Raw genomic sequence first — 19,491 nt, 5'->3', positions numbered from 1 at the left:
ACTTAGGGCCATGAGCTCACGAATTTCATCCCGAATCGCCGCGATCGCTGAATCTGCCACATTGGCCGTCGATGCCAAGGCCAAAGCGCTTAAAGCCCAAGGCCGTCCAGTTATCGGCTTTGGCGCCGGCGAGCCTGATTTTCCAACTCCTAATTACATCGTCGAAGCCGCGGCTGCTGCAGCTCATATTCCCTCTAATCATCGATACACACCGACACCTGGACTGCCCGAGCTTCGTGCAGCAATTGTCGCAAAGACAATGCGTGACTCTCATTACGAGATAACACCTGATCAGGTTTTAGTTACCAATGGCGGAAAGCAGGCCGTATATCAAGCCTTCGCAACAATTATTAATGATGGTGACGAGGTCTTGTTACCCTCGCCATTTTGGACAACGTATCCAGAGTGCATCAAATTGGCCGGTGGAGTTGCAGTTGAAGTATTTGCCGACGAAACTCAAAACTATTTAGTGAGCGTTGAACAGTTAGAAGCTGCACGAACTCCAAAGACAAAAGCGATTTTGTTTTGTTCACCATCTAATCCAACTGGATCGATATATTCACCGACGCAGGTTAAGGCGATTGGTGAGTGGGCGCTAAAAAATAACATTTGGGTAATCTCAGACGAGATTTACGAGCACTTGCTTTATGACGGTGCCACTGCACCGAGCATGCCGGTCTTAGTCCCTGGGCTTGCCGACACATGCATCATCGTGAACGGTGTTGCAAAAACTTATGCAATGACTGGCTGGCGTGTTGGTTGGATGATCGGACCAAAAGATGTCATTAAAGCAGCAACCAATCTGCAATCTCACTTGACTTCAAATGTTTCAAATGTTTCACAACGGGCCGCGATTGCTGCAGTTAGTGGTGACTTGACTGCAGTTAAAGCAATGGGTGAGGCTTTCAATCGTCGCAGAACTCTAATTGTGGGTCTGCTCAATGAGATTCCTGGATTTGTCTGTCCAACACCAACAGGTGCCTTCTATGTATATCCATCGGTTAAAGGAGTGCTTGGCACAACTATTCGCGGTAAGGTTCCACAAACTTCAGCCGAATTAGCAACGATTTTACTAGAAGAAGTTGAGGTTGCCGCTGTGCCAGGAGAAGCTTTTGGCCCATCTGGATACCTACGTTTTTCATATGCAACGAGCGATGCCGATATTGTCGAAGGTATAGGACGTATTAAAAAACTCTTAACCGAAGGCTAAATCTCAATACCAATGAGGTTTACCTCAGCTACTAATGTGATCCCAAAACTAGTTTGCACCTGATCTCTCGCGTGCTTAGCTAACGCTGCAATATCTGACGCTGTAGCTGTCCCAGAGTTTGTAAGCGCTAAAACATGCTTCATCGAAATTCGTGCTCCGCCAATTTCATCACCTTTTTGGATTCCCGAGTGTTCGATTAACCAAGCCGCTGAAATCTTTACATTTCCATCATTGAGCGGCCACTTTGGCGCAGCATTAGGAAGTGCGTCCGCTACTTGCTGGGAAACAATTGGATTTGTAAAAAACGATCCAGCCGACCATGAGTCGTGGTCTTCGGCCGAGAGAAGCATTCCTTTATTGGCTCTCAACTCTAGTACGGCCTTTCGACAATCAATGACTAAGGCTTTATCACCCATTTCAATTCCAAGTTTTTTAGCAAGCTCAAGATAGGTAATCGGTGTTGTTTTTTCACCAATCCTCAGTTGAAAAGCCACATCTAGAACTACGTATCGACCAGGGTGAGCCTTAAAGTAAGAGTTTCGATATGAAAATTCACATTCGGCGTTTGTGAATGTTTTTACTTCCTTTTTCAGGCGATCATAGGTTCGTACCCGCGTTATAAACTCACTCACTTCGTGGCCATACGCACCAATGTTTTGAATTGGAGCTGCTCCAACTGTTCCTGGAATTCCGCTCAAAGTTTCAAGACCTGCAAATCCTCGGGTAATGGTTGTTGAAACAAAACTATCCCAATTTTCGCCGGCTCCAATAGTCAAGGTTGCACCACTGCATGCATCAACTTCAGCTTCCACGCTGTTATTTGCAATATGAATTACTGTTCCGTCAAAGCCACTGTCTGCAACTAAAACGTTAGTCCCACCACCCATAATTAAGATTGGAGAATCCCCCGCAGCGGTGATCGCATCAATGATTTCTGACTCTGTTGATACATGGACAATTTTTGTAGCTGGACCACCCACACGAAGGCTGGTGTATTGAGATAACTGCTCCATGGCTAAAGATTAGCGGCGTGGAGATGAAATTGCGCTTTTACCATTAAAGCGCTCGAGCTAACGCGGGCATAAGCCAGAGTAATAAATGCTGCTTTTTCTATGAGTTCCAAAACCGTTCTCAACATCTACGACTGAATCTGGCGCGCTCATGTGATGACTACAGCTTTAGCCATTCCAAGCACTTTAACCCCGGCCGAGGTAGCCACTAGCTCTAACTTAATTCGATCCCCATCTACTTCTACAACCGTTGCGCTAAGAGTTAAATCAACTTTTTCGTCGACTGGCACAATTACGGGCTTAATAAAGCGCACAGAAAACTCTTTAACATTGGCGCTGCCACCTGCCCAATCGGATACGAATTTCCCCGCCAGCGCCATGGTCAACATTCCATGGGCAATTACATTAGGGAGCCCGACTGAAATCGCTATTTCTTCGTTCTGATGAATTGGGTTTTGGTCTCCACTAGCATCTGCATACGATTTAAGTAAGGCGCGATCTAGATAGAAAACCTTTGTAGGAACCGCATCGCCAACATTAATCATCCGCGTACCACCAAAGTTGACCAAGATGAGACAACTAACTCGGCGCCATTGTGCAGGTCGGATCGGACCGAAATAATTTCATTCCCGGCGACGGTTCGCAAAGTTTCAATTGTCGCCGAGCAAGTGAAAACATCTCCAGCGACAACTGGACGATAAATTTCAAACTTTTGATCTCCGTGCACTAAGCGCGACCAATCAACACCAATTTCAGGTTGAGTCAAAATAGATTCATATTGTGAGAGTGAGATTCGAATAGAAAAAGTTGGAGGCGCAACGCTCGTATCGCTTTCGCCAATTACGGCAGCAAAAGCATCAATCTCAGACTGTGTAACAGTGACTTGATCTGCACCCTTAAAAGTGCGCCCGACCGAATCGGGATTGATCATTAGCGGGTTTCGCGGTGAAGCGTTGAAAGCTTGCAACGTGGACAGAACTTCTTTAGCTCCATGCGGTCGGGATCGTTGCGACGGTTCTTCTTAGTAATGTAATTACGCTCTTTGCAATCGACGCAGGCCATGGTGATTTTCGGACGTACGTCCGTGCTCTTACTTGCCATGGTCTTACTCCTTCTATCGATTTCTGAACGGACTATTGAGGTGGCTTAGGTTACCTGAGGCCACTCAATGCGCGAAATTCGCACAGGAAATACTCGTAGCGGGAGCGGGATTTGAACCCACGACACAGCGATTATGAGCCGCTTGCTCTACCAAGCTGAGCTACCCCGCCAAGGGTGTGCTTTGAAATGAACCACTCCTGATGGAGGGATTCTCTTCGAGCCCCCCACCGGAATCGGACCGGTGACCTCTTCCTTACCATGGAAACGCTCTACCAACTGAGCTAGGGGGGCGCTGATCTGAGAACGCGTGAGTTTAACACGCCCGATGTATCTTCATCTCACGCTCATTTAAACCTTCATTTAAGCATGTGCCGCATTTGCACTGGCAACCGACGCCGTGGCAGAGGCCACACGTGGAGCTTGGTCAACTACAATCCTGTTCAAAAGAGGGAAGTTTTTCATGAACTACATTGAAAGGCGCGTCCGTACCCTAGATGCTTGGCAGCAACGGCACCGGTTCCCCGCCTTCGTCTTTGCCGTCTTTAAGAAATTTGGCGACGACCAAGCCGGCAATCTTGTCGCACTTCTGACCTACTTCGCCTTCCTGGCGACCTTCCCATTGCTGCTGGCATTATCGGGCATACTCGGAATGGTACTCAAAGGAAATCCTTTGTTACAGGCCAACATCCAAACTTCGGCACTGGCCCAGTTCCCTATCATCGGTACCCAGTTAGGTTCTCAAATCGGGCTCGCCTCACTCGGGCACTCCACCCCCGCCTTTATTATCGGCACCGTTGGCGCAATTCTGGGCGGACGAGGGTTGGGCAACGCCTTACAAAATACGCTCAATACTCTCTGGAACGTCCCCAAAGTGGCCCGACCTGGATTCCCCTCCAACTACCTGCGCACCTTCGGCCTACTTGGATTGCTAGGCGTCGGAACCATCGTCAACACGGCCACTGCATCGCTAGTCGGGGCAGGTGAAACTTTGGGGATTAGCGGGGTACCCAGTAAGACCCTGGCCTTCGCCCTCTCAACTGCAATTGGTATCGGCCTCTTCCTCGCCGCTTTCCGGATTGCCACCGCCACAATCATCGCCACCCGCGACCTACTTCTTGGTGCCATCTTGTCCAGTATCGCTTGGCAGATTCTGCTCAGCCTGGCGGGGATCATTATTAGCCACAATCTCAAACATGCCCAGGCGCTCGCCGGATTCTTCGGTGTCGTCCTCGGATTACTTGCCTGGTTCGGCTTGCAAGCCACCGTCACCGTTTATGCCATTGAAGCCGACGTAGTCCGCGCTCATCACCTGTGGCCGCGCAGCATTACCCAGCCGCCCTTGACCTCAGCTGACAAAGAATTTCTGATTGAAACCGCCGCCGTTGAAAAGCGTCGCCCCGAACAGAAAATCGCAGTCAAATTCACTGAGTAAACGAATCAACACTTAAGGTTCTCTAGGTTTTCCTGCGTCAGCAGTTCCCGTAATGATTTTTAATCCAGCAACATGTGCACTGTTCTCATAATCATCATTTACCAGAACTGCTCTATAGCCCGCGGTTTCCAAAATACCCAACGCAACTGAAGCACGATAACCACTAGCACAGTGCACCCAAATCTCTTTTTCACGTCGTAACTCAGTGGTTCGAGCGGCTAATTCATAAAACGGAATATTTATCGTTCCTTGGATATGAGAGGTGCGCCATTCGCCTTTGCTACGCGTATCAAGGATGAGAAAGTCGGGATTCTTTAGGCCTGCCGCAACATCTTTGAATGTAATTTCTCTATTCTTTTTAAGCCCAGTGATGCTTTTTAAGTTATCAACAAAGGCGCCAATAGGCCGATCAATTCCAATCCGTACTAATTCTCGTTGTGCAGTGGCGATATCTTCATTCCTGTCTGAGAGTAATATCAAAGTATCCTCATAAGGAAATATCCATCCAAAGTAACTGGCAAAAGATCCATCTAATCCAAATGAGAGTGTTCCTGGAATATGTCCCTGAATATATGAGTTTCTAGATCGTAAGTCTAAAGTCCACACGCCAGCACCTATCGCTTTTAACACTTCCTCAGTTGAGGATGCTTTTAGTGCGGAGATATCAATGGGTCCTGCGCCTGAGCAATTAATCGCACCCATCAGCTTGAAATATGTGGGGAAAGTATCAAGACCAGCAAGCGTCTGGGAGATGAAACTCTCACTATCCAATAACAGGGCGGGGTTATTACGTTTTTCATCGGCAATGGTGGATGAATCTCCACTAGTTGGTGTAGCTGCACAAAATGACCCAAAACCATGAGTGGGGTGAATGGTAATTTTATCCTCTAGCAGTTTAACAATTCGACGAATAGATTCATGTTGTAACCCGGCAAGAGTAGCTGCATTATTCCAACCAAGTAGATCCGGTCGGCCAGAGGAGCCATGCAACATTGATCCACCAGTAAAGATACTTTGTGCGTCATTTTCTTGCGTCAACAAAATAAAGGCCATATGCGTAAAAGTATGGCCTGGGGTATGAATGGCTTTAATTGCAAAATCACCTACGTTTATGACTTCATTATCTTTTACTGCTTGTCGATCAAAACTTACTGGGTCTTGTGCGCTAGTCACATACTTGACGCCATATTTGCGGGCAAGTACCAACCCACCACTAACGTAATCATTATGCATGTGGGTTTCGACGACCGCTCCAATATGAAGATTTTCAGCCTCAATGATCTCCTCAACCCGATCGATGTCGCGCTGTGGATCAACCACGAGGGCGGTTTTCCCATCGTGGGCAATATATGAACGATCGCCTAAGGTTGGGGTATCTAGATTTATAATCTTTAGCGACATATTTACTCCCTCTCCAAAAGTTTAACAACTATTGAATCGTGAGAATCATCACTGGCTCAGGGATCGGTGAACTCGAACCTTAAAGCGCAGGATTTAGCGTAATTTTGCCCGTCGTCTCTCGGGCCAACATTGCCTTATGCGCCTCCACTGCTTGGCTCAAACCAAAAGTTGCGCCGATTATCGGTTTGAGTTTTCCGCTTTCGACTAATGAAAATAGCTCAGCAATAACATCATTTAACAACTCTTTCCTTCCGAAGCAGTGTGAGAGCCAAAAGCCGGTAATTGTTTTTGAGCCACCCATTAGTGATCCCGGATGAATTACAGTCGGAGCTTTTCGCGATGCCATTCCATATGTAATCAAGCGACCGAATGGAGCGAGTGCTTCAAGGCTGGCATCAAATGTCTTGCCTCCAACCATCTCTAAAACTAAATCAACTGGCTTGCCATTATTTGCCTCGAGAATTGTTTCATGTAGCCTCTCTTGATCGGCATCGATAACAACATCGGCGCCTAAAGATTTTGCTAAATCGCGCTTTGCTTGGGTTGATGCAACGGCAATAACTTTAGCGCCCCACAACTTTGCTAGTTGAATTGCAATTGTTCCAACTCCTCCTGCAGCCGCATGAATCACGACGCTTTCTCCAGCTTTGACATGCCCGACTGTTTTCAAAATATGCCACGCCGTTGAGCCCTGAACTAACATGCACAAGGCCTGTTCGTCAGTAACGCCATCGGGAATTTCAATCATGGCCGCGCTATATGCCAGAGCTTTTTGCGCATATCCTCCACTGGCCACTGGAGTTAAAACGCGAACTCCTGAAGCGGTTGTACCAACTACTTCGATTCCTGGTACCAAGGGAAGTCGCTGAGGTGAAAGATATGAGTTCTCGGTCTGATGTGTATCGGCATAGTTGATTCCGATTGACGTTACATCAATTACCTCTTGACCTTGACCTGGAATCGGATCTGGCAGATCGACAAATTGCATGGAATCTGGACCGCCAAAGGCGGTAATTTGTATAGCTTTCATATCTATCCTTTAGTGGAGCCGAGAGTTAGGCCAGAAACAAACTGCTTCCGTAATATGAAGAAAACAATTAATGTCGGTAAAGCTGCGATAACCGCGCCAGCTGCTAATAAATTGTAATCAGTCACGAACTCCCCTTGTAATCGACCCAAGGCCGAAGTAATCGGTCGCTTAGAATCCGTAGACATCAAGACCAGAGCCCAAAAGAAATCGTTATAAATCCAGGTCGTCATCAAAACTGCAAGTGACGCCAAGGCTGGACGCAACAATGGAAGCATCACCTTTGTATAGTGCGTAAATACGGTTGCACCATCGACCATTGCAGACTCGCTAATCTCTTTGGGAACAGTCTTCATGTAACTCGATAATACGAAGGTTGCAAAGCCCATTTGGAAAGCTACGTGAATTAATACAACACCCCAAGGCGAATCATATAAAAGTCTCGGAATTCCAACGGCTTTACCCAAAGTGATGTACATTTTAAAGACAGGAATAAAGACAAGTTGAGCTGGTAGTAAATTGCCGGCGGTAAATAGCAAGAGAAGAGATACATTCCACTTAAATGAGTAGCGGCTCACGACGAAAGCGATGAGTGAGCCAAAGAATAAAGTTAAGAAAACCGCAGGAATTGTAATTAACGCGGTATTAAAAAAGTATGTTGGAAGTTCCATGCGCGAGATAGCATCGGCATAGTTCGACAAATTTAATACTTTTGGAACTGAAAATAGACCGTTAGCTCGAACCTCTTTATACGGGCGAAGGGAGGACCAGACCGTCCAAGCGATGGGAAAAATCCATACAATGGCAAAAATACCGATAAATAGGGAAATAAAGCGATCTTTAACCTTCTGCTTATTACGATACTTCGTTGCCGCAGCTTGAAGCTCTACATCGATGCTCATTGGACATCACTCTTAAAAGTTGTGCGTAAGTAAGCAATTATCGGACCAATGGAAAGAACAAAGAGGATGACAGCGTAGGCGGCACCTTTCATCGATGCGCCTTCGCCAGCAATATTTTGAAAGACTAAAGTACCTAAAATTGGGAAGCCCGCGGATGAGCCATAAATAATATAAACAATATCGAAAGCTCGAAGCGATTCAATAATTGTGATGACAATGACAATGACGTTTACCGGTTTCATGGCCGGGAAAATAACCTTCTTAAACGTCTGCCACTCAGTTGCGCCATCTAATGAAGCCGCCTCACGCAGCGCCATATCGACGGATTTGAGCCCAGCTAAATATAAGAGCATGATGTAGCCAATATGACGCCATGATGCAATCGTCAAAATCACGTAAATATTAATGTCGTAGTTACCGAAAAATGAGATCGCATTATCAATATCGCGCCCAAAGAGACCATTTACGAAGCCATCTGGGCGAAGAAGGAAGTTCCAGATAATTCCAGTGACTGCTAAGGATAGAACAACAGGTAAGTAGTAAGCAGTTTCATAAAATTTGTGTCCACGAATCTGACGATCGATTTGATAGGCCAACAGGATTCCAATTGGAGTAGCAATACCTGCAAACCAAACTAACCAGATGATGTTGTTTTGAATCCCTTCCCAAAAAGCGGGAGTATCAAAGAAAATGTTTTTGTAATTGGCAAAGCCTGCCCATTTTATTCGAGATATTGAGATTCCCGACCAATATGTAAATGAGAGAACAATTGTCAGAAAGGCAGGTACCCAAACAAGTAATAAGTGAAAGAAAAGTGGAACCCCGACAAAAGCAGTAAGTGTCGTTCTATCGGCCCTAGAAAAAGCTCGACGGCGATGGGGTTTTTTACTATCCATCGCCGTCGAGTTCATCTTTTAGACCTATCTCTTAGTTCGTAATTTTTACGAATAGTAATTGAAATTACAAACTATGCAAGAGGTGGTAGTGCATCCCATTGTGCTTGAAGGGTGTCAACAATCTTGTTAACATCCTTTGGATTCTTAAACCATGACTGAATCGCAGGACCAACAACTGGACCAGCAAAGTCAGGGCGTGTATCGCGGTCAAGGAACTGAGTGATGTACTTAGCCTCATCCATAACTGCCAACTGCTCTTTCTGGAAGGCATCATACGTTGATGTGTCTTGACCCTTGTTGGCTGAGGTCATTGGAATCGATTTGCCATCGGCATCTTTGGCATCAAGCATTGCTTGAACGCCTTCCATGTCTCCAGCAAACTTCAAGAAGTCAGCTCCACCAGCATTATTTGCACCGTTTGCGGCCACGCAGAAACCATCGATAGGTGCATCGACTGTGTCGCGACCATGCTCTGGATTGATTTCTGGGAATGGGATAATTGAAAGATCGGCATAATCTGCTTCAGATTGCTCTTTGAAGTTTCCACCGAACCATGAGCCCATGAGCATCGATCCAGCTTTCTTCTGAAGAAGCAGCTGCATAGCGCCATCCCACTCGAGATCTAGAACGTTAGGATTCATGTAAGGGATCAACATCTCCCAGTACTTAAATACTTCTAGAACCTTTGCATCGGTCCACTTTTCGCGACCGGCCAAAAGATCTACGTGGAACTGGTATCCATTGATACGTGCATTAAGAATGTCGAATGTTCCCATTGCTTCCCAGCCGCCCTTATCGCCAGCTGCAAATCCAACAAGACCCTTCTTCTTCATGCCATCTAGCATCTTAAGGAATTCATCCCAGTTAGTCACTGTGTCGGCACTTAGACCAAGATCAGCAAACATTGACTTACGGAAGTGCATACCCCATGGGTACCAAGACTGTGGAACAAAATATTGCTTTCCATCTAGTCCAGTTGCTGCAGTTTTATAACTATCTGCATACTGAGAGCCGATCTCATTCCAAACATCGGTCAGATCAACAAGCAATCCCTGCTCTGCAAAGAATTGCATACGGTATCCGGCCATCCATTGGAAGGCATCGTCTGGTGTTCCCTGTAGATATTGTGAAAGATTGTTCTGGAAGGCATTTGACTCTGTTGCATTGTATGTAACTTCATTTCCAGTCTTTGCTGTGTAAGCAGCAACCAAGGCTTTTAGTTGCGAAGTTGGTCCAGCATCTACAGTGCGAGCACCGAATGCGAGAGCACCTGTTCCGTCGGATCCGCATCCGGCAAGGAGTGATCCTCCAGCTGCTAATCCAAGACCGCCGACTGCAGCACCTTTAAGTACTGAACGACGGGAAATGCCATTTTTTACTTCTGACATTGTTTTCCTATTCTCTAGAGAGGAGGTTGTGATAGGTCATCAGGCGAGTGAGGGGATGAGCCTGGTAACAGCGTAAATCTAAAGGTCTGACCACCTCTTTAGAAAGGGAAATATGGTAACGAATTGGTCTCTTTTACGCTTAATTCTTGCAGTAAGTCGGGGCTCTTGTCATCGGCCGTCGGCAGGTGCACCATTGGCAGGACATCCCCAACGAGGCGAGGAGATCACGATGAAGGTTTCTACTTTAATTACCGGTAAGCGTGTTGAAACTATATCTTCCAGCGCCACGCTTCATGACCTGGTTAATGCCCTCAATGTTCATCATGTGGGAGCGTTGGTCGTCTCCCCTGACGGGAAAAAAATCGATGGCATAGTTTCAGAGCGTGACGTTGTGCGTGCAATGCCTGGCAAACTTGATGAAATTACCCACATGCGGGTTCGGGATCTAATGACCGCTGAAGTCATTACATGTACTCCTGAAACAACCGTTGCCGATCTCATGACGGTAATGACCGAACGCCGAATCCGTCACGTTCCAGTGGTAGATGCATCTGGGAACCTAATTTCCATAGTTTCAATCGGTGATGTTGTAAAAGCCCACATTAATGAGTTGGATGCAGAGCGAAAAGCGCTCAGCGATTACGTTAACTCTTAATCTCCTGCTCGGTAATTTTTTTTCGGACTTCATCCATATCTAGTTCGGTGACTTTGCTAATAATCTCTTCGAGGGCTGAACCTGGAAGTGCGCCTGGCTGACTGAACAAGAGAATTCCATCGCGAAAAATCATTAGAGTTGGAATTGAAGTGATACCTGCAGCCGCAGCTAATGAGCGCTCTGCCTCAGTATCGACTTTGGCAAAAGTTAACTCTGGATATTTCTCAGAAGTTGCCTCATACACCGGTGCAAAAGAGCGGCACGGTCCACACCAGGCGGCCCAAAAGTCAACAAGCACCGTACCTTCTTTAGGTATTAACTCTTCAAACTGCGTCTCTGTTAAGTTCAATGTAGCCATTTTATTTTCCGCACCTTTTCTATTTTTCTGTGTTAGTAAAAGTTAATTGACAGGATGATTCATTGTTCAATCGCTTGCGCAAGGCATACAAAAGTAAAGCAACGCCAATCAAAGCTAAAAACGGTTGAACTGGAGCAAAATACTTAATTGCTCCAGAGTATCCAAGAGCAATGAGGGCTAACTTATTGCACACAGGACAACCGACGGCTAAGAAAGATAAGAATGCTCCTGCTCCGCCGATTTTTAGAGAACGTTCTTCGGCTAAATCAGCATCAATTTTCACATAAGTTGCAACAAGCAATCCCGTAAAGACTGCAGTGACAAAAATGACAGTTGTAGACCAATCAGTTGCGGCAATTTGGCGACCAAAGATAGGATTTTTCAAAACTGCGGTAGGAAGAGAGATGATTAACCCGGTTAAAAGAGCGGTAGAAACTGCGACCAGCCAACGTTTTGCCGGCCAAGCCACTAAGGCTGTAAAACAATTAGGCATCCTTGCCCCTCTTAAAGAAAAATCTCGCCGTCGAAGATTGATAAGCAGCGGCATGTGTGTGCTTAGTCGCTAAGAGAGAGTCTTCAAAGTGGGCTTTGCATACAAGCGTCGCAACTAAAGCAGCCCAAATAGCAATGGATACCCAGTTGATATTTGTAAGTACAAAACCTGCGCCGAGGAGAAGTACGCCTACATACATAGGATGGCGAATAAATCTATAGATGCCAGATGTGATCAAAGCCGCGCCCTCTTTAGGGATCGGCGATATTTGTAGTGAAGGGCGCAGTGCATACCAAGCGGCGAAAAGGATAGCTATAGCAACTACATCGATAACAAAAGCCAGACCCGGTGCCCAGGAGGGAGCCATGAGCAGCGGGGCCTTCGGCTTAAGAAATAGCAACCCCAACAGTGAAAACTGCGAGGTTACTAAAATTCGAGCTTTGAGAATTATTTGTTTCTCCCAAATATCTTGCTGAAGAAACCCGGCTCAACGGGATCATTTTGATGTCCTTGGCAACGCTGAGCCTTTGGAACACCCTTCATCACCATCTCAACGTGACTACCACAACCACTCCACGTTGGTTTTCCGCACTTACGGCAAGTTGTTCTGCTGCACATATTTCTATTTCCTTTTCTTAGTTCTTGGTTGCCATTGACATAGAAATCGCTGCTGGTGAGTTGCTCCACGTAAGGTATCCACCATCGAGATTTACTGCATTAAAGCCGAGTTCTTTAAGTAAAAGCGCGGCAGTGTGTCCACGTTGACCCACTTGGCAATGTACGAGAAGGTTCTTTGAGGTTATTTCCGTATAGCGCTCCCGAATTTCATCAACGGAGATATTTATAGCACCTGGGATGCTTCCACGGGCAAACTCTCCTGCGCTTCGAACATCGATTAATTCATAATCACGAGAGGTGAAATCCTCAATTTCATTCCACTGTGCAGTCTTAACTAATCCAGAGATTACATTTTCAGCTATATAGCCGAGCATGTTTACTGGATCTTTAGCTGAGCCAAAAGGTGGCGCATATGCAAGCTCTAAATCTGCAAGCTCTGGTGCCGTAATACCTCCGCGCATTGCAGTGGCGATCACATCAATTCGTTTGTCTACGCCTTCAATTCCAATTCCTTGGGCACCTAAAATTTCGCCTGTCTTTGGTTCAAAGATTAGTTTAAGCACCATCTGCTTAGCATCGGGATAATAACCCGCATGCGAGTTTGGATGCGTATGAATCGACTGGTGGGCACGGCCTGCAGCAATTAATCGTTTTTCATTCCAACCAGTAGTTGCAACCATTAAATCGAAGACTTTTACAATCGCTGTGCCCATAGTTTTTACAGGGCGAACTGTCCGCCCAGCAATGTGATCGGCAACTATTCGTCCATGTCGATTAGCAAGATTTGCTAAAGGAACCAACGTTGCACTGCCATCTAATGAATCGGTTTTTTCAGCGGCATCACCAACTGCATAAATATCGTGATTGCTTGTTCGATTAAATTCATCCACGTGAATTCCATTGCGTGAACCAATTGTTAAGCCTGCCGCCTTAGCTAAACCGATTTCAGGGCGAACACCTATTGCAAGAATTACTAACTCCGCTGAAAGATTGTCGCCATTTGATAAATCGACGCTCTCCGATCCAATATTTACCACGCTTGCACCTAAGTGAAGTGCCACTCCTTGAGCCACCATTTCTTTGGCAACCAGAGTTGCAAGCTCTGGATCCAAAGGCATCAAAACTTGATCAGTCGCCTCGACAAGTGAGGTTGGGATTCCGCGATGGACAAGATTTTCGGCAATCTCTACGCCTATAAAACCTCCACCTATTACAACCGCGCTTTTGGGCTTTGAGCGCACGCGATCTGCAATCCTTTCAACATCTTCCACTGTGCGAAGCGTCAACCCACGTTCAACTCCTGGAATCGGCGGAATAACTGGAGATGCACCTGGTGAAAGAATTAACTTGTCATAATCGATTTCACGCGATTCATGGTTATCAAGATTCTTTATAGCCACAGTCTTCTTGCTTGGATTGATAGCTAAAACTTCGGTATTTACGCGAACATCGAGGCGGAAACGTGCATGCAAACTTGCCGGTGTTTGTAGGAGTAATGCACTCTCTTCTTCAATTATGCCGCCCACGTAATAAGGTAAACCACAGTTGGCATATGACACATAGCCAGATTTCTCAAGAACTATAATTTCGGCATTCGCATCTAGTCGTCGTAGACGCGTTGCTGCCGACATACCTCCTGCCACGCCACCGATAATTACAATGCGCACTATGACGTTACCACTGGAAAGTTATTTGCCTGCCAGTCTGCAATTCCATTGGTTAAGTTGAAAAGACTATTAAATCCATTTTGCTGCATTGCTTCAATAGCGATTCCTGATCGACGGCCGCTCTGACAGTAGACTGCATATGTTGCAGATTTATCTAATTTTGCAATCTCGCTTTCAAACTGAGGACTCTCAACATTAATATTAATTGCACCTTGGATATGGCCTACCATGAACTCACCAGGCGTGCGAACATCTAAAGTTACCACCCCAGATTCAGCGGTTTTTTGGGAGAATGCAGTTGCATCCAAGTTGGTAGCTGATGACGGTGACGAGCAACTAGATAAAAACAACGCAGCAATTACTAAAGAAATGATTAAGATTATTTTCTTCATTATGTTCCCCTTAAGCTAGAGATAAAAATAGTTTTTGCAGTTGTGTAGTCACTGCATCCGAATTTGACTTTCCTTCAACTATGCACTCTTTTAAACTCGCAGAAATTAGAGTAAAGGCGGCTGTATTCACGGCTTTTGAAACCGCTGACATTTGAGTAACAATCTCATCGCAGTTTCTACCCTCTTCGAGCATGCGCGCAACTGCGCCTAGTTGGCCCTGAGCGCGCTTAATCCGTTTTGCAATGGCATCGATTTGCTCGGCATCAGAAAGTACATGGGCAATCTTTTTAGCTGCCATTAGCAGGTGCAACGATCCTGCTCGGGTACTCCAGCAAGTGCCTGCTCGACGTGATTTCCACAGCCCGACCAGCTCGCTTTTTTACAGACATGACATGTGACGCGTGAACACATTTTTGGCTCCCTCATTGGTTAGAAGGAAAGTTAGCATACCCCCGGGGGTATCGTCAAATCCCGGTAATGCGGACTGCAGCTAATGCGACACCACCGACAATTATCCAAGCAATCAGCCCCATAAGCATTGGTCGTGGACCTATCGCACGGATAGCTTTCCATCGCACACTAGAACCGAGAGCTACTAATCCAGCTCCCAATAGAACTTTGCTAGCTAAAACAATGTAATCATGCAAAGCAATAGGAATATCCACGGTGTTCTGAACTGTTGCTACAGCGATGAAACCTAGAACAAAAAAAGGTATCAACGGTACTTTTGCTGAAGTTTGCGCGCTCTCTCCCTGAGCTTTTAAATATCGTCTATGGCGAAGCGAGAGAATCAAAACTATAGGTGCTAACAAACAGACGCGGGCTAATTTGATAACAATTGCTGACTTCACCGCATCGTCACTCCAGACTGAGGCCGTTGCAATTACCTGACCCACATCGTGAACGGCAGCTCCGGCCCAAGCTCCGAAAGTCTGATCACTTAATCCCATTAAGTGACCAAGAAATGGAAGCACGAATATTGAAAGGGTTCCACACAAAGAGATCAATGCAATTGCATATGAGGTCTCTTCTTGAGTTGCACGTGTTTGTGGTCGTATTGCGGCAACTGCAGTTGCGCCACAAACTCCGAAGCCAACACCGATGAGCAGACCTAACTCTCCTGTCATATTGAATAATCTAGATAGTGCAAGGATTCCAAATATCGTAAAACTCACAACGAGAATGACAGTGATGACACCTTTAATGCCGATTGCTTGGAGTGAAACGACGCTAACTTGTGCACCTAAAAGTGCAACACCGATGCGCATCAATCTTTTACTAGCTAACGATGTGCCTTCATTTGCAAATGCTGGCCAGGAACCAAGATTGGCAATCAAAAACCCGAAGGCGACGCAGAGAGCCAGCGGGCTAATCGCAGGTTGAAAATTATGTATTTGAAAGGCGACGGTAACAATTGCGGCAATGAAACCTATGCCTGGGAGAGTTTTGACCATCTAAATCTCTAGCTTGGCTGACCAGAGTGCTAATTGATCATTTACAAGATCAGTAATTGTGATTTCATCACTGTTGTTCAATTCTTCGGGATTTATACGGGTAGAACCGGGAAGGCGACCGCCAGCGATTTTCACCTCTTCTGCAAACTCTAGAGTGCGTGAATTTTTTCCATCTACAGATAGTTTTGCTGCATCGATTGCAATGACAAAATGTGAAATCTCTTGTGGTATCGCATCTTGATCGGATGCGAACATATCTGGAATATTTTTAGCTAATGTCGGACCAATGAGCATTCCAGTTAATGACTCAACTAGAACGGCAATTGCATACCCCTTTGCTCCCCCAAGTGGGGCAAGCATTCCAGCCAATGCCTCTTTAGCATCGGTCGTTGGTGCACCATCTTTAGTAAAAGCCCAACCAGGTTCGAGCTCGTCGCCGGCCTGTGCCTTTGCTTGAATCTTGCCTCGCGCAACGGCGCTTGTCGCAAGATCGATAACCGTTGGCGGATTCGTTGGAATCCCTGCAGCCATCGGAGATGTCGAAAGCAGCGCTTTTTTGCCGCCCCATGGAGGCATCACTGCTGGTCCAGTACTAAATGCAATACCAACTAATCCCCGATTAATCATTGGCCATACGTAAATTCCTAATGCTCCACAATGGTTCGAGCGACCAACTCCAACCGCTGCAATCCCATTTATTTTTGCGCGCTCTGATGCAACTTCAGCAGCTTTTTGTAATTGCCAATGACCAAGTCCACCGTCACCATCAAATATGACAAGGCTGGGAAGATCTGTCACTCTTTTCAACTCTGCTTTTGGATTAATCCCACCGGCCTGCAGGCGAGCCAAATAGAAAGGTAAGCGCATTAAACCGTGACTTCCGATACCCCACCGATCACTAGCGACAATTAATCGGGCCGTTGTTTTAGCCTCAGAAGTAGGTACACCGACCGCCTCTAATAAAGCTTGCGCCTGTGCAATTGCTGCACCTACTTGTAATTTCGCCACTAGTTACTGCTTACTTTTAATGCACCAACGGCATGTGTTGCTGGTTTTGAGTTAAGAACTAACTCAATATTTGAGGTCAAAATCTGATTAATGCGCAATTGGCTCTCTGAAGTAATCCCGGCAACATGTGGAGTCAGAATTAAGTTAAGAATGCTCTCCATTTCACCTGTAACTGGTGGCTCTTGTGCGCGAACATCAAGTGCCGCGCCAGCAATCCTCCCATTTTTTAGAGCTGCAATAAGATCTTCCTCATTAATTACTTCTCCACGTCCGACGTTAATAATGATTGCATCTATTTTCATCAAGTCGAGAGTTTCGGAATTGATTGCACCATTTGTCTGCGGTGTCGAAGGCATATGAATACTTACGATATCGCTGCGCTTTAGTACCTCTTCGAAGGTGGTCAACGTAATCGAATCTAGATCTTTAGCGAAGGGGTCGTATCCAATAATTTCGCAGCCAAAACCTTGAAGAAGTTTTGCCGTTGCTAATCCCGTTGCACCACATCCAAGCAACCCCCATGTGAGTCCGGATAATTCGCGACCTGGAGAGCGAATCCAACCACCATTGCGCGTGGCAACATCATGGTTCGGGATATTGCGAAGTAGCGCTAAAGCTAATCCAAGAGTTAATTCACCGACACTTACTGCATTTGCACCGAGTCCGGCGACGACAACGACTCCCGCTGCATCGGCGGCTTTAATATCTATATTGTCTAGACCCACCCCGGCACGAGCGATTACCTTCAGTTTTGGCGCTGCGGCAATAATATTCGCAGTTACTTTCGTGCGGTTGCGAACTACAAGTGCAGTTGCATCTTTAATTGAATCTAAAAGTTCCTCTGGATTTTTCCACAAATCATCACCGCGATGAATAGGAAAACTCCCCTCCAGGTCTTGGAAGGGAGCTCCCCATACATCTTCAGAGATGAGAATCATTATGCCGAAATATATAGTTTCGTGAAAGTGAACTCACGATGTCCCATAACTTCTGCGGTACATAAGCGACCATTTACAGTCTTATTAATAACATCCATCATCATGTCACCGGCTTTTACTAAATCGTACTCATAACGAAGGAGGCCAGAAACATCTAGATCTATATGCTCTTTCATGGAATTTGCAGTCTTAGTATTTGCCGTTAACTTCAAGACAGGGATGATTGGATTTCCAATTACATTTCCCTGGCCTGTTGGGAACAAGTGGATAACAGCGCCTGCAGCAGCCATGAGAGTTATGCACTCTGCGGCAGCTGAAGATGAATCCATAAAATACAGACCTTTCTTCTTCGGATCTGGTTCTTCAGCCGGTCTTAGAACACCGACGACCGGAACTGATCCAGTTTTTGCAATATTGCCAAGTGCTTTCTCTTCGATAGTTGTTAATCCGCCAGCAATATTTCCTTGAGTAGGTTGTGAGCCGAGAAGGTTTGCACCTGTTGATTCAATAACTTTGATGTAGTTGTCATACGTGAGTTGGAATAAATCGCGGCATGCATCATCTATACATCGATCGGCAATTAAGTTTTCGCCACCGGTAAGTTCAGATGTTTCACCGAAGAATACTGTTCCTCCTGCGGCAACCCATCGATCAACAGCCTGTGAAGTTGTTGGACACGATCCGAGGCCAGATGTTGTATCTGATTCGCCGCACTTGATTGACATAATCATGTCGCCCATTTCAGCGGCCTCTCGCTCTAACGCCGAGGCATCCTGCAAGAACATCGCCGCTGCGCGACTGGCTTCAGCTATTACATGTAGATCGCCCTTACCTTCTATTGAAAAAGCCGCAACCGGTTTCCCAGTAACTGCGATTCCATCGGCAACTTTCTGTGTCCACTTTGGTTCGATACCAATAACAACAACAGCTGCAACATTTGCATTCTTTCCAGTTCCAATGAGTGTCTGGAAAGTTAGAGCTAAATCATCGCCAAACTGTAAACGGCCAAAAGCATGTGGCAGTGCAAGAGTGCCTGGAATGACTTTGGCAACGGCCTCTGCCGCGGCATTTGAGAGGTCATCGAGCGGCAAAATAATGACGTGATTGCGAATACCCATCGCGCCGTTTTCACGGCGATATCCCATTAAGCGCGGCTTGCTTCCCATCGATAACTCCTCATGTTGTGTGTGTGAATGTAATCGCCTTTTTTGATTGCAGCGGATGCAAGTCCTACTTTGGTGCCGTATTTGATGATCGCATCACCTTCGGCCAAATCTGTTAGTGCAAATTTATGTCCAAGAGGGATAGCGTGATTTAAGACCGCCTCACTCTCGGTTCCCTCCTTTACTGACCTGCCATGAAGTGTTCCTGGTTGCAGGTCCGTCATCGCGACGGCAACGTTGTCGCCGTCATGGTGAAGGAGGAACTGCGGTGGAGTAATTGCCATAACTACACGTGCCTTTCTCGCCTAAGTTGGGTAGTGGTCTGACCTCTTGACAGATTCTAGGTTAGACGAGCGCGTTTCGTCTACCCCTATGCCG

General features: G+C 46.2%; 23 protein-coding genes and 2 tRNA genes. 3 read left to right on the top strand and 22 right to left on the bottom strand.

The genetic code is table 11. From position 1 onward, the window contains the following. Positions 1 to 10: 10 nt before the first annotated feature. Complete coding sequence (locus tag Q8K48_09090; protein MDP1852549.1) at positions 11 to 1,210, top strand: pyridoxal phosphate-dependent aminotransferase; 1,200 nt, start codon at positions 11 to 13, stop codon at positions 1,208 to 1,210. On the opposite strand, the gene Q8K48_09085 is transcribed toward Q8K48_09090, so the two are convergent. From Q8K48_09085 to Q8K48_09060, 6 genes are all read right to left on the bottom strand, one after another. Further along, positions 1,207 to 2,223, bottom strand: a complete 1,017-nt coding sequence (locus Q8K48_09085) for a UDP-N-acetylmuramate dehydrogenase (protein MDP1852548.1) — start codon at positions 2,221 to 2,223, stop codon at positions 1,207 to 1,209. The genes Q8K48_09090 and Q8K48_09085 overlap by 4 nt on opposite strands. A 146-nt stretch (positions 2,224 to 2,369) precedes the next feature. Next, positions 2,370 to 2,765: a MaoC/PaaZ C-terminal domain-containing protein gene (locus Q8K48_09080; GenBank protein ID MDP1852547.1), complete on the bottom strand. Its 396-nt coding sequence runs from the start codon at positions 2,763 to 2,765 to the stop codon at positions 2,370 to 2,372. Beyond that, positions 2,762 to 3,151 carry a MaoC family dehydratase N-terminal domain-containing protein gene (locus Q8K48_09075; GenBank protein MDP1852546.1) on the bottom strand — a complete coding sequence of 130 codons (390 nt, stop codon included), beginning with the start codon at positions 3,149 to 3,151 and terminating at the stop codon, positions 2,762 to 2,764. Before Q8K48_09075 ends, Q8K48_09080 begins: the two co-directional genes overlap by 4 nt. Beyond that, positions 3,151 to 3,321, bottom strand: a complete 171-nt coding sequence (gene rpmG, locus Q8K48_09070; GenBank protein ID MDP1852545.1) for a 50S ribosomal protein L33 — start codon at positions 3,319 to 3,321, stop codon at positions 3,151 to 3,153. The genes Q8K48_09075 and rpmG overlap by 1 nt, the downstream gene beginning before the upstream one ends. Before the next feature lie 96 nt (positions 3,322 to 3,417). Beyond that, positions 3,418 to 3,491 (bottom strand) — tRNA-Met (locus Q8K48_09065). A 48-nt stretch (positions 3,492 to 3,539) separates the two neighbouring features. After that, a tRNA-Thr gene (locus Q8K48_09060) sits at positions 3,540 to 3,612 on the bottom strand. 169 nt (positions 3,613 to 3,781) lie between these two features. On the opposite strand from Q8K48_09060, the gene Q8K48_09055 reads away from it, so the two are divergent. Then, positions 3,782 to 4,753 (top strand): YhjD/YihY/BrkB family envelope integrity protein, encoded by a 972-nt coding sequence (locus Q8K48_09055; GenBank protein ID MDP1852544.1) that lies wholly within the window; start codon positions 3,782 to 3,784, stop codon positions 4,751 to 4,753. 12 nt (positions 4,754 to 4,765) lie between these two features. On the opposite strand, the gene Q8K48_09050 is transcribed toward Q8K48_09055, so the two are convergent. The 5 genes from Q8K48_09050 to Q8K48_09030 all read right to left on the bottom strand — a co-directional run bounded on the left by Q8K48_09050 (position 4,766) and on the right by Q8K48_09030 (position 10,367). Then, on the bottom strand, positions 4,766 to 6,154 hold the full coding sequence (locus tag Q8K48_09050) for a rhodanese-like domain-containing protein (protein ID MDP1852543.1): 1,389 nt from the start codon (positions 6,152 to 6,154) through the stop codon (positions 4,766 to 4,768). A 79-nt stretch (positions 6,155 to 6,233) separates the two neighbouring features. After that, a complete protein-coding gene (locus Q8K48_09045) occupies positions 6,234 to 7,184 on the bottom strand; it encodes a zinc-binding dehydrogenase (protein ID MDP1852542.1) in 951 nt (316 codons plus the stop codon). Positions 7,185 to 7,186: 2 nt separating this feature from the next. Next, the gene (locus tag Q8K48_09040) at positions 7,187 to 8,083 is read right to left on the bottom strand and encodes a carbohydrate ABC transporter permease (GenBank protein MDP1852541.1); all 897 of its coding nucleotides are present in this window, start codon (positions 8,081 to 8,083) and stop codon (positions 7,187 to 7,189) included. Continuing rightward, on the bottom strand, positions 8,080 to 8,979 hold the full coding sequence (locus Q8K48_09035; GenBank protein MDP1852540.1) for a sugar ABC transporter permease: 900 nt from the start codon (positions 8,977 to 8,979) through the stop codon (positions 8,080 to 8,082). The genes Q8K48_09040 and Q8K48_09035 overlap by 4 nt, the downstream gene beginning before the upstream one ends. Before the next feature lie 71 nt (positions 8,980 to 9,050). After that, positions 9,051 to 10,367: an ABC transporter substrate-binding protein gene (locus tag Q8K48_09030; protein ID MDP1852539.1), complete on the bottom strand. Its 1,317-nt coding sequence runs from the start codon at positions 10,365 to 10,367 to the stop codon at positions 9,051 to 9,053. A 112-nt stretch (positions 10,368 to 10,479) separates the two neighbouring features. Here Q8K48_09030 and Q8K48_09025 point away from each other — a divergent pair, with 112 nt between their 5' ends. Beyond that, entirely contained in the window at positions 10,480 to 11,022 is a 543-nt protein-coding gene (locus Q8K48_09025) for a CBS domain-containing protein (protein ID MDP1852538.1), read from the top strand. Here Q8K48_09025 and trxA read toward each other — a convergent pair. The 11 genes from trxA to Q8K48_08970 all read right to left on the bottom strand — a co-directional run bounded on the left by trxA (position 11,012) and on the right by Q8K48_08970 (position 19,397). After that, on the bottom strand, positions 11,012 to 11,380 hold the full coding sequence (gene trxA, locus Q8K48_09020; GenBank protein ID MDP1852537.1) for a thioredoxin: 369 nt from the start codon (positions 11,378 to 11,380) through the stop codon (positions 11,012 to 11,014). The genes Q8K48_09025 and trxA overlap by 11 nt on opposite strands. A gap of 19 nt (positions 11,381 to 11,399) precedes the next feature. After that, entirely contained in the window at positions 11,400 to 11,873 is a 474-nt protein-coding gene (locus Q8K48_09015) for a hypothetical protein (protein ID MDP1852536.1), read from the bottom strand. After that, positions 11,866 to 12,240: an isoprenylcysteine carboxylmethyltransferase family protein gene (locus Q8K48_09010; protein MDP1852535.1), complete on the bottom strand. Its 375-nt coding sequence runs from the start codon at positions 12,238 to 12,240 to the stop codon at positions 11,866 to 11,868. The genes Q8K48_09015 and Q8K48_09010 overlap by 8 nt, the downstream gene beginning before the upstream one ends. A 268-nt stretch (positions 12,241 to 12,508) precedes the next feature. Next, positions 12,509 to 14,158, bottom strand: coding sequence for an FAD-dependent oxidoreductase (locus Q8K48_09005; protein MDP1852534.1), 1,650 nt, complete (start codon positions 14,156 to 14,158; stop codon positions 12,509 to 12,511). Then, on the bottom strand, positions 14,158 to 14,550 hold the full coding sequence (locus Q8K48_09000) for a rhodanese-like domain-containing protein (GenBank protein MDP1852533.1): 393 nt from the start codon (positions 14,548 to 14,550) through the stop codon (positions 14,158 to 14,160). The genes Q8K48_09005 and Q8K48_09000 overlap by 1 nt, the downstream gene beginning before the upstream one ends. A gap of 10 nt (positions 14,551 to 14,560) precedes the next feature. Then, positions 14,561 to 14,848, bottom strand: coding sequence for a metal-sensitive transcriptional regulator (locus Q8K48_08995; protein ID MDP1852532.1), 288 nt, complete (start codon positions 14,846 to 14,848; stop codon positions 14,561 to 14,563). 166 nt (positions 14,849 to 15,014) lie between these two features. Then, positions 15,015 to 16,004 (bottom strand): putative sulfate exporter family transporter, encoded by a 990-nt coding sequence (locus tag Q8K48_08990; protein MDP1852531.1) that lies wholly within the window; start codon positions 16,002 to 16,004, stop codon positions 15,015 to 15,017. Further along, positions 16,005 to 17,012: an Ldh family oxidoreductase gene (locus Q8K48_08985; GenBank protein MDP1852530.1), complete on the bottom strand. Its 1,008-nt coding sequence runs from the start codon at positions 17,010 to 17,012 to the stop codon at positions 16,005 to 16,007. Next, positions 17,012 to 17,950, bottom strand: a complete 939-nt coding sequence (locus Q8K48_08980; protein MDP1852529.1) for an NAD(P)-dependent oxidoreductase — start codon at positions 17,948 to 17,950, stop codon at positions 17,012 to 17,014. The genes Q8K48_08985 and Q8K48_08980 overlap by 1 nt, the downstream gene beginning before the upstream one ends. Then, positions 17,950 to 19,116: a UxaA family hydrolase gene (locus tag Q8K48_08975; GenBank protein ID MDP1852528.1), complete on the bottom strand. Its 1,167-nt coding sequence runs from the start codon at positions 19,114 to 19,116 to the stop codon at positions 17,950 to 17,952. Before Q8K48_08975 ends, Q8K48_08980 begins: the two co-directional genes overlap by 1 nt. Further along, on the bottom strand, positions 19,095 to 19,397 hold the full coding sequence (locus tag Q8K48_08970; protein MDP1852527.1) for a UxaA family hydrolase: 303 nt from the start codon (positions 19,395 to 19,397) through the stop codon (positions 19,095 to 19,097). The genes Q8K48_08975 and Q8K48_08970 overlap by 22 nt, the downstream gene beginning before the upstream one ends. Positions 19,398 to 19,491 lie beyond the last annotated feature (94 nt).

The sequence above is a fragment of the Candidatus Planktophila sp. genome (genome assembly GCA_030681675.1).
GTDB lineage: Bacteria > Actinomycetota > Actinomycetes > Nanopelagicales > Nanopelagicaceae > Planktophila.
This window is presented reverse-complemented; position numbering and strand designations above follow the sequence as displayed.

Excerpts from the sequence above, each read along its gene's own strand:
- Q8K48_09090 (MDP1852549.1), top strand. The coding sequence starts at position 11 with ATGAGCTCACGAATTTCATCCCGAATCGCCGCGATCGCTGAATCTGCC.
- Q8K48_09085 (MDP1852548.1), bottom strand. The coding sequence starts at position 2,223 with ATGGAGCAGTTATCTCAATACACCAGCCTTCGTGTGGGTGGTCCAGCT.
- Q8K48_09080 (MDP1852547.1), bottom strand. The coding sequence starts at position 2,765 with ATGATTAATGTTGGCGATGCGGTTCCTACAAAGGTTTTCTATCTAGAT.
- Q8K48_09075 (MDP1852546.1), bottom strand. The coding sequence starts at position 3,151 with ATGATCAATCCCGATTCGGTCGGGCGCACTTTTAAGGGTGCAGATCAA.
- rpmG (MDP1852545.1), bottom strand. The coding sequence starts at position 3,321 with ATGGCAAGTAAGAGCACGGACGTACGTCCGAAAATCACCATGGCCTGC.
- Q8K48_09055 (MDP1852544.1), top strand. The coding sequence starts at position 3,782 with ATGAACTACATTGAAAGGCGCGTCCGTACCCTAGATGCTTGGCAGCAA.
- Q8K48_09050 (MDP1852543.1), bottom strand. The coding sequence starts at position 6,154 with ATGTCGCTAAAGATTATAAATCTAGATACCCCAACCTTAGGCGATCGT.
- Q8K48_09045 (MDP1852542.1), bottom strand. The coding sequence starts at position 7,184 with ATGAAAGCTATACAAATTACCGCCTTTGGCGGTCCAGATTCCATGCAA.
- Q8K48_09040 (MDP1852541.1), bottom strand. The coding sequence starts at position 8,083 with ATGAGCATCGATGTAGAGCTTCAAGCTGCGGCAACGAAGTATCGTAAT.
- Q8K48_09035 (MDP1852540.1), bottom strand. The coding sequence starts at position 8,979 with ATGGATAGTAAAAAACCCCATCGCCGTCGAGCTTTTTCTAGGGCCGAT.
- Q8K48_09030 (MDP1852539.1), bottom strand. The coding sequence starts at position 10,367 with ATGTCAGAAGTAAAAAATGGCATTTCCCGTCGTTCAGTACTTAAAGGT.
- Q8K48_09025 (MDP1852538.1), top strand. The coding sequence starts at position 10,480 with ATGGTAACGAATTGGTCTCTTTTACGCTTAATTCTTGCAGTAAGTCGG.
- trxA (MDP1852537.1), bottom strand. The coding sequence starts at position 11,380 with ATGGCTACATTGAACTTAACAGAGACGCAGTTTGAAGAGTTAATACCT.
- Q8K48_09015 (MDP1852536.1), bottom strand. The coding sequence starts at position 11,873 with ATGCCTAATTGTTTTACAGCCTTAGTGGCTTGGCCGGCAAAACGTTGG.
- Q8K48_09010 (MDP1852535.1), bottom strand. The coding sequence starts at position 12,240 with ATGGCTCCCTCCTGGGCACCGGGTCTGGCTTTTGTTATCGATGTAGTT.
- Q8K48_09000 (MDP1852533.1), bottom strand. The coding sequence starts at position 14,550 with ATGAAGAAAATAATCTTAATCATTTCTTTAGTAATTGCTGCGTTGTTT.
- Q8K48_08995 (MDP1852532.1), bottom strand. The coding sequence starts at position 14,848 with ATGGCAGCTAAAAAGATTGCCCATGTACTTTCTGATGCCGAGCAAATC.
- Q8K48_08990 (MDP1852531.1), bottom strand. The coding sequence starts at position 16,004 with ATGGTCAAAACTCTCCCAGGCATAGGTTTCATTGCCGCAATTGTTACC.
- Q8K48_08980 (MDP1852529.1), bottom strand. The coding sequence starts at position 17,950 with ATGATTCTCATCTCTGAAGATGTATGGGGAGCTCCCTTCCAAGACCTG.
- Q8K48_08975 (MDP1852528.1), bottom strand. The coding sequence starts at position 19,116 with ATGGGAAGCAAGCCGCGCTTAATGGGATATCGCCGTGAAAACGGCGCG.
- Q8K48_08970 (MDP1852527.1), bottom strand. The coding sequence starts at position 19,397 with ATGGCAATTACTCCACCGCAGTTCCTCCTTCACCATGACGGCGACAAC.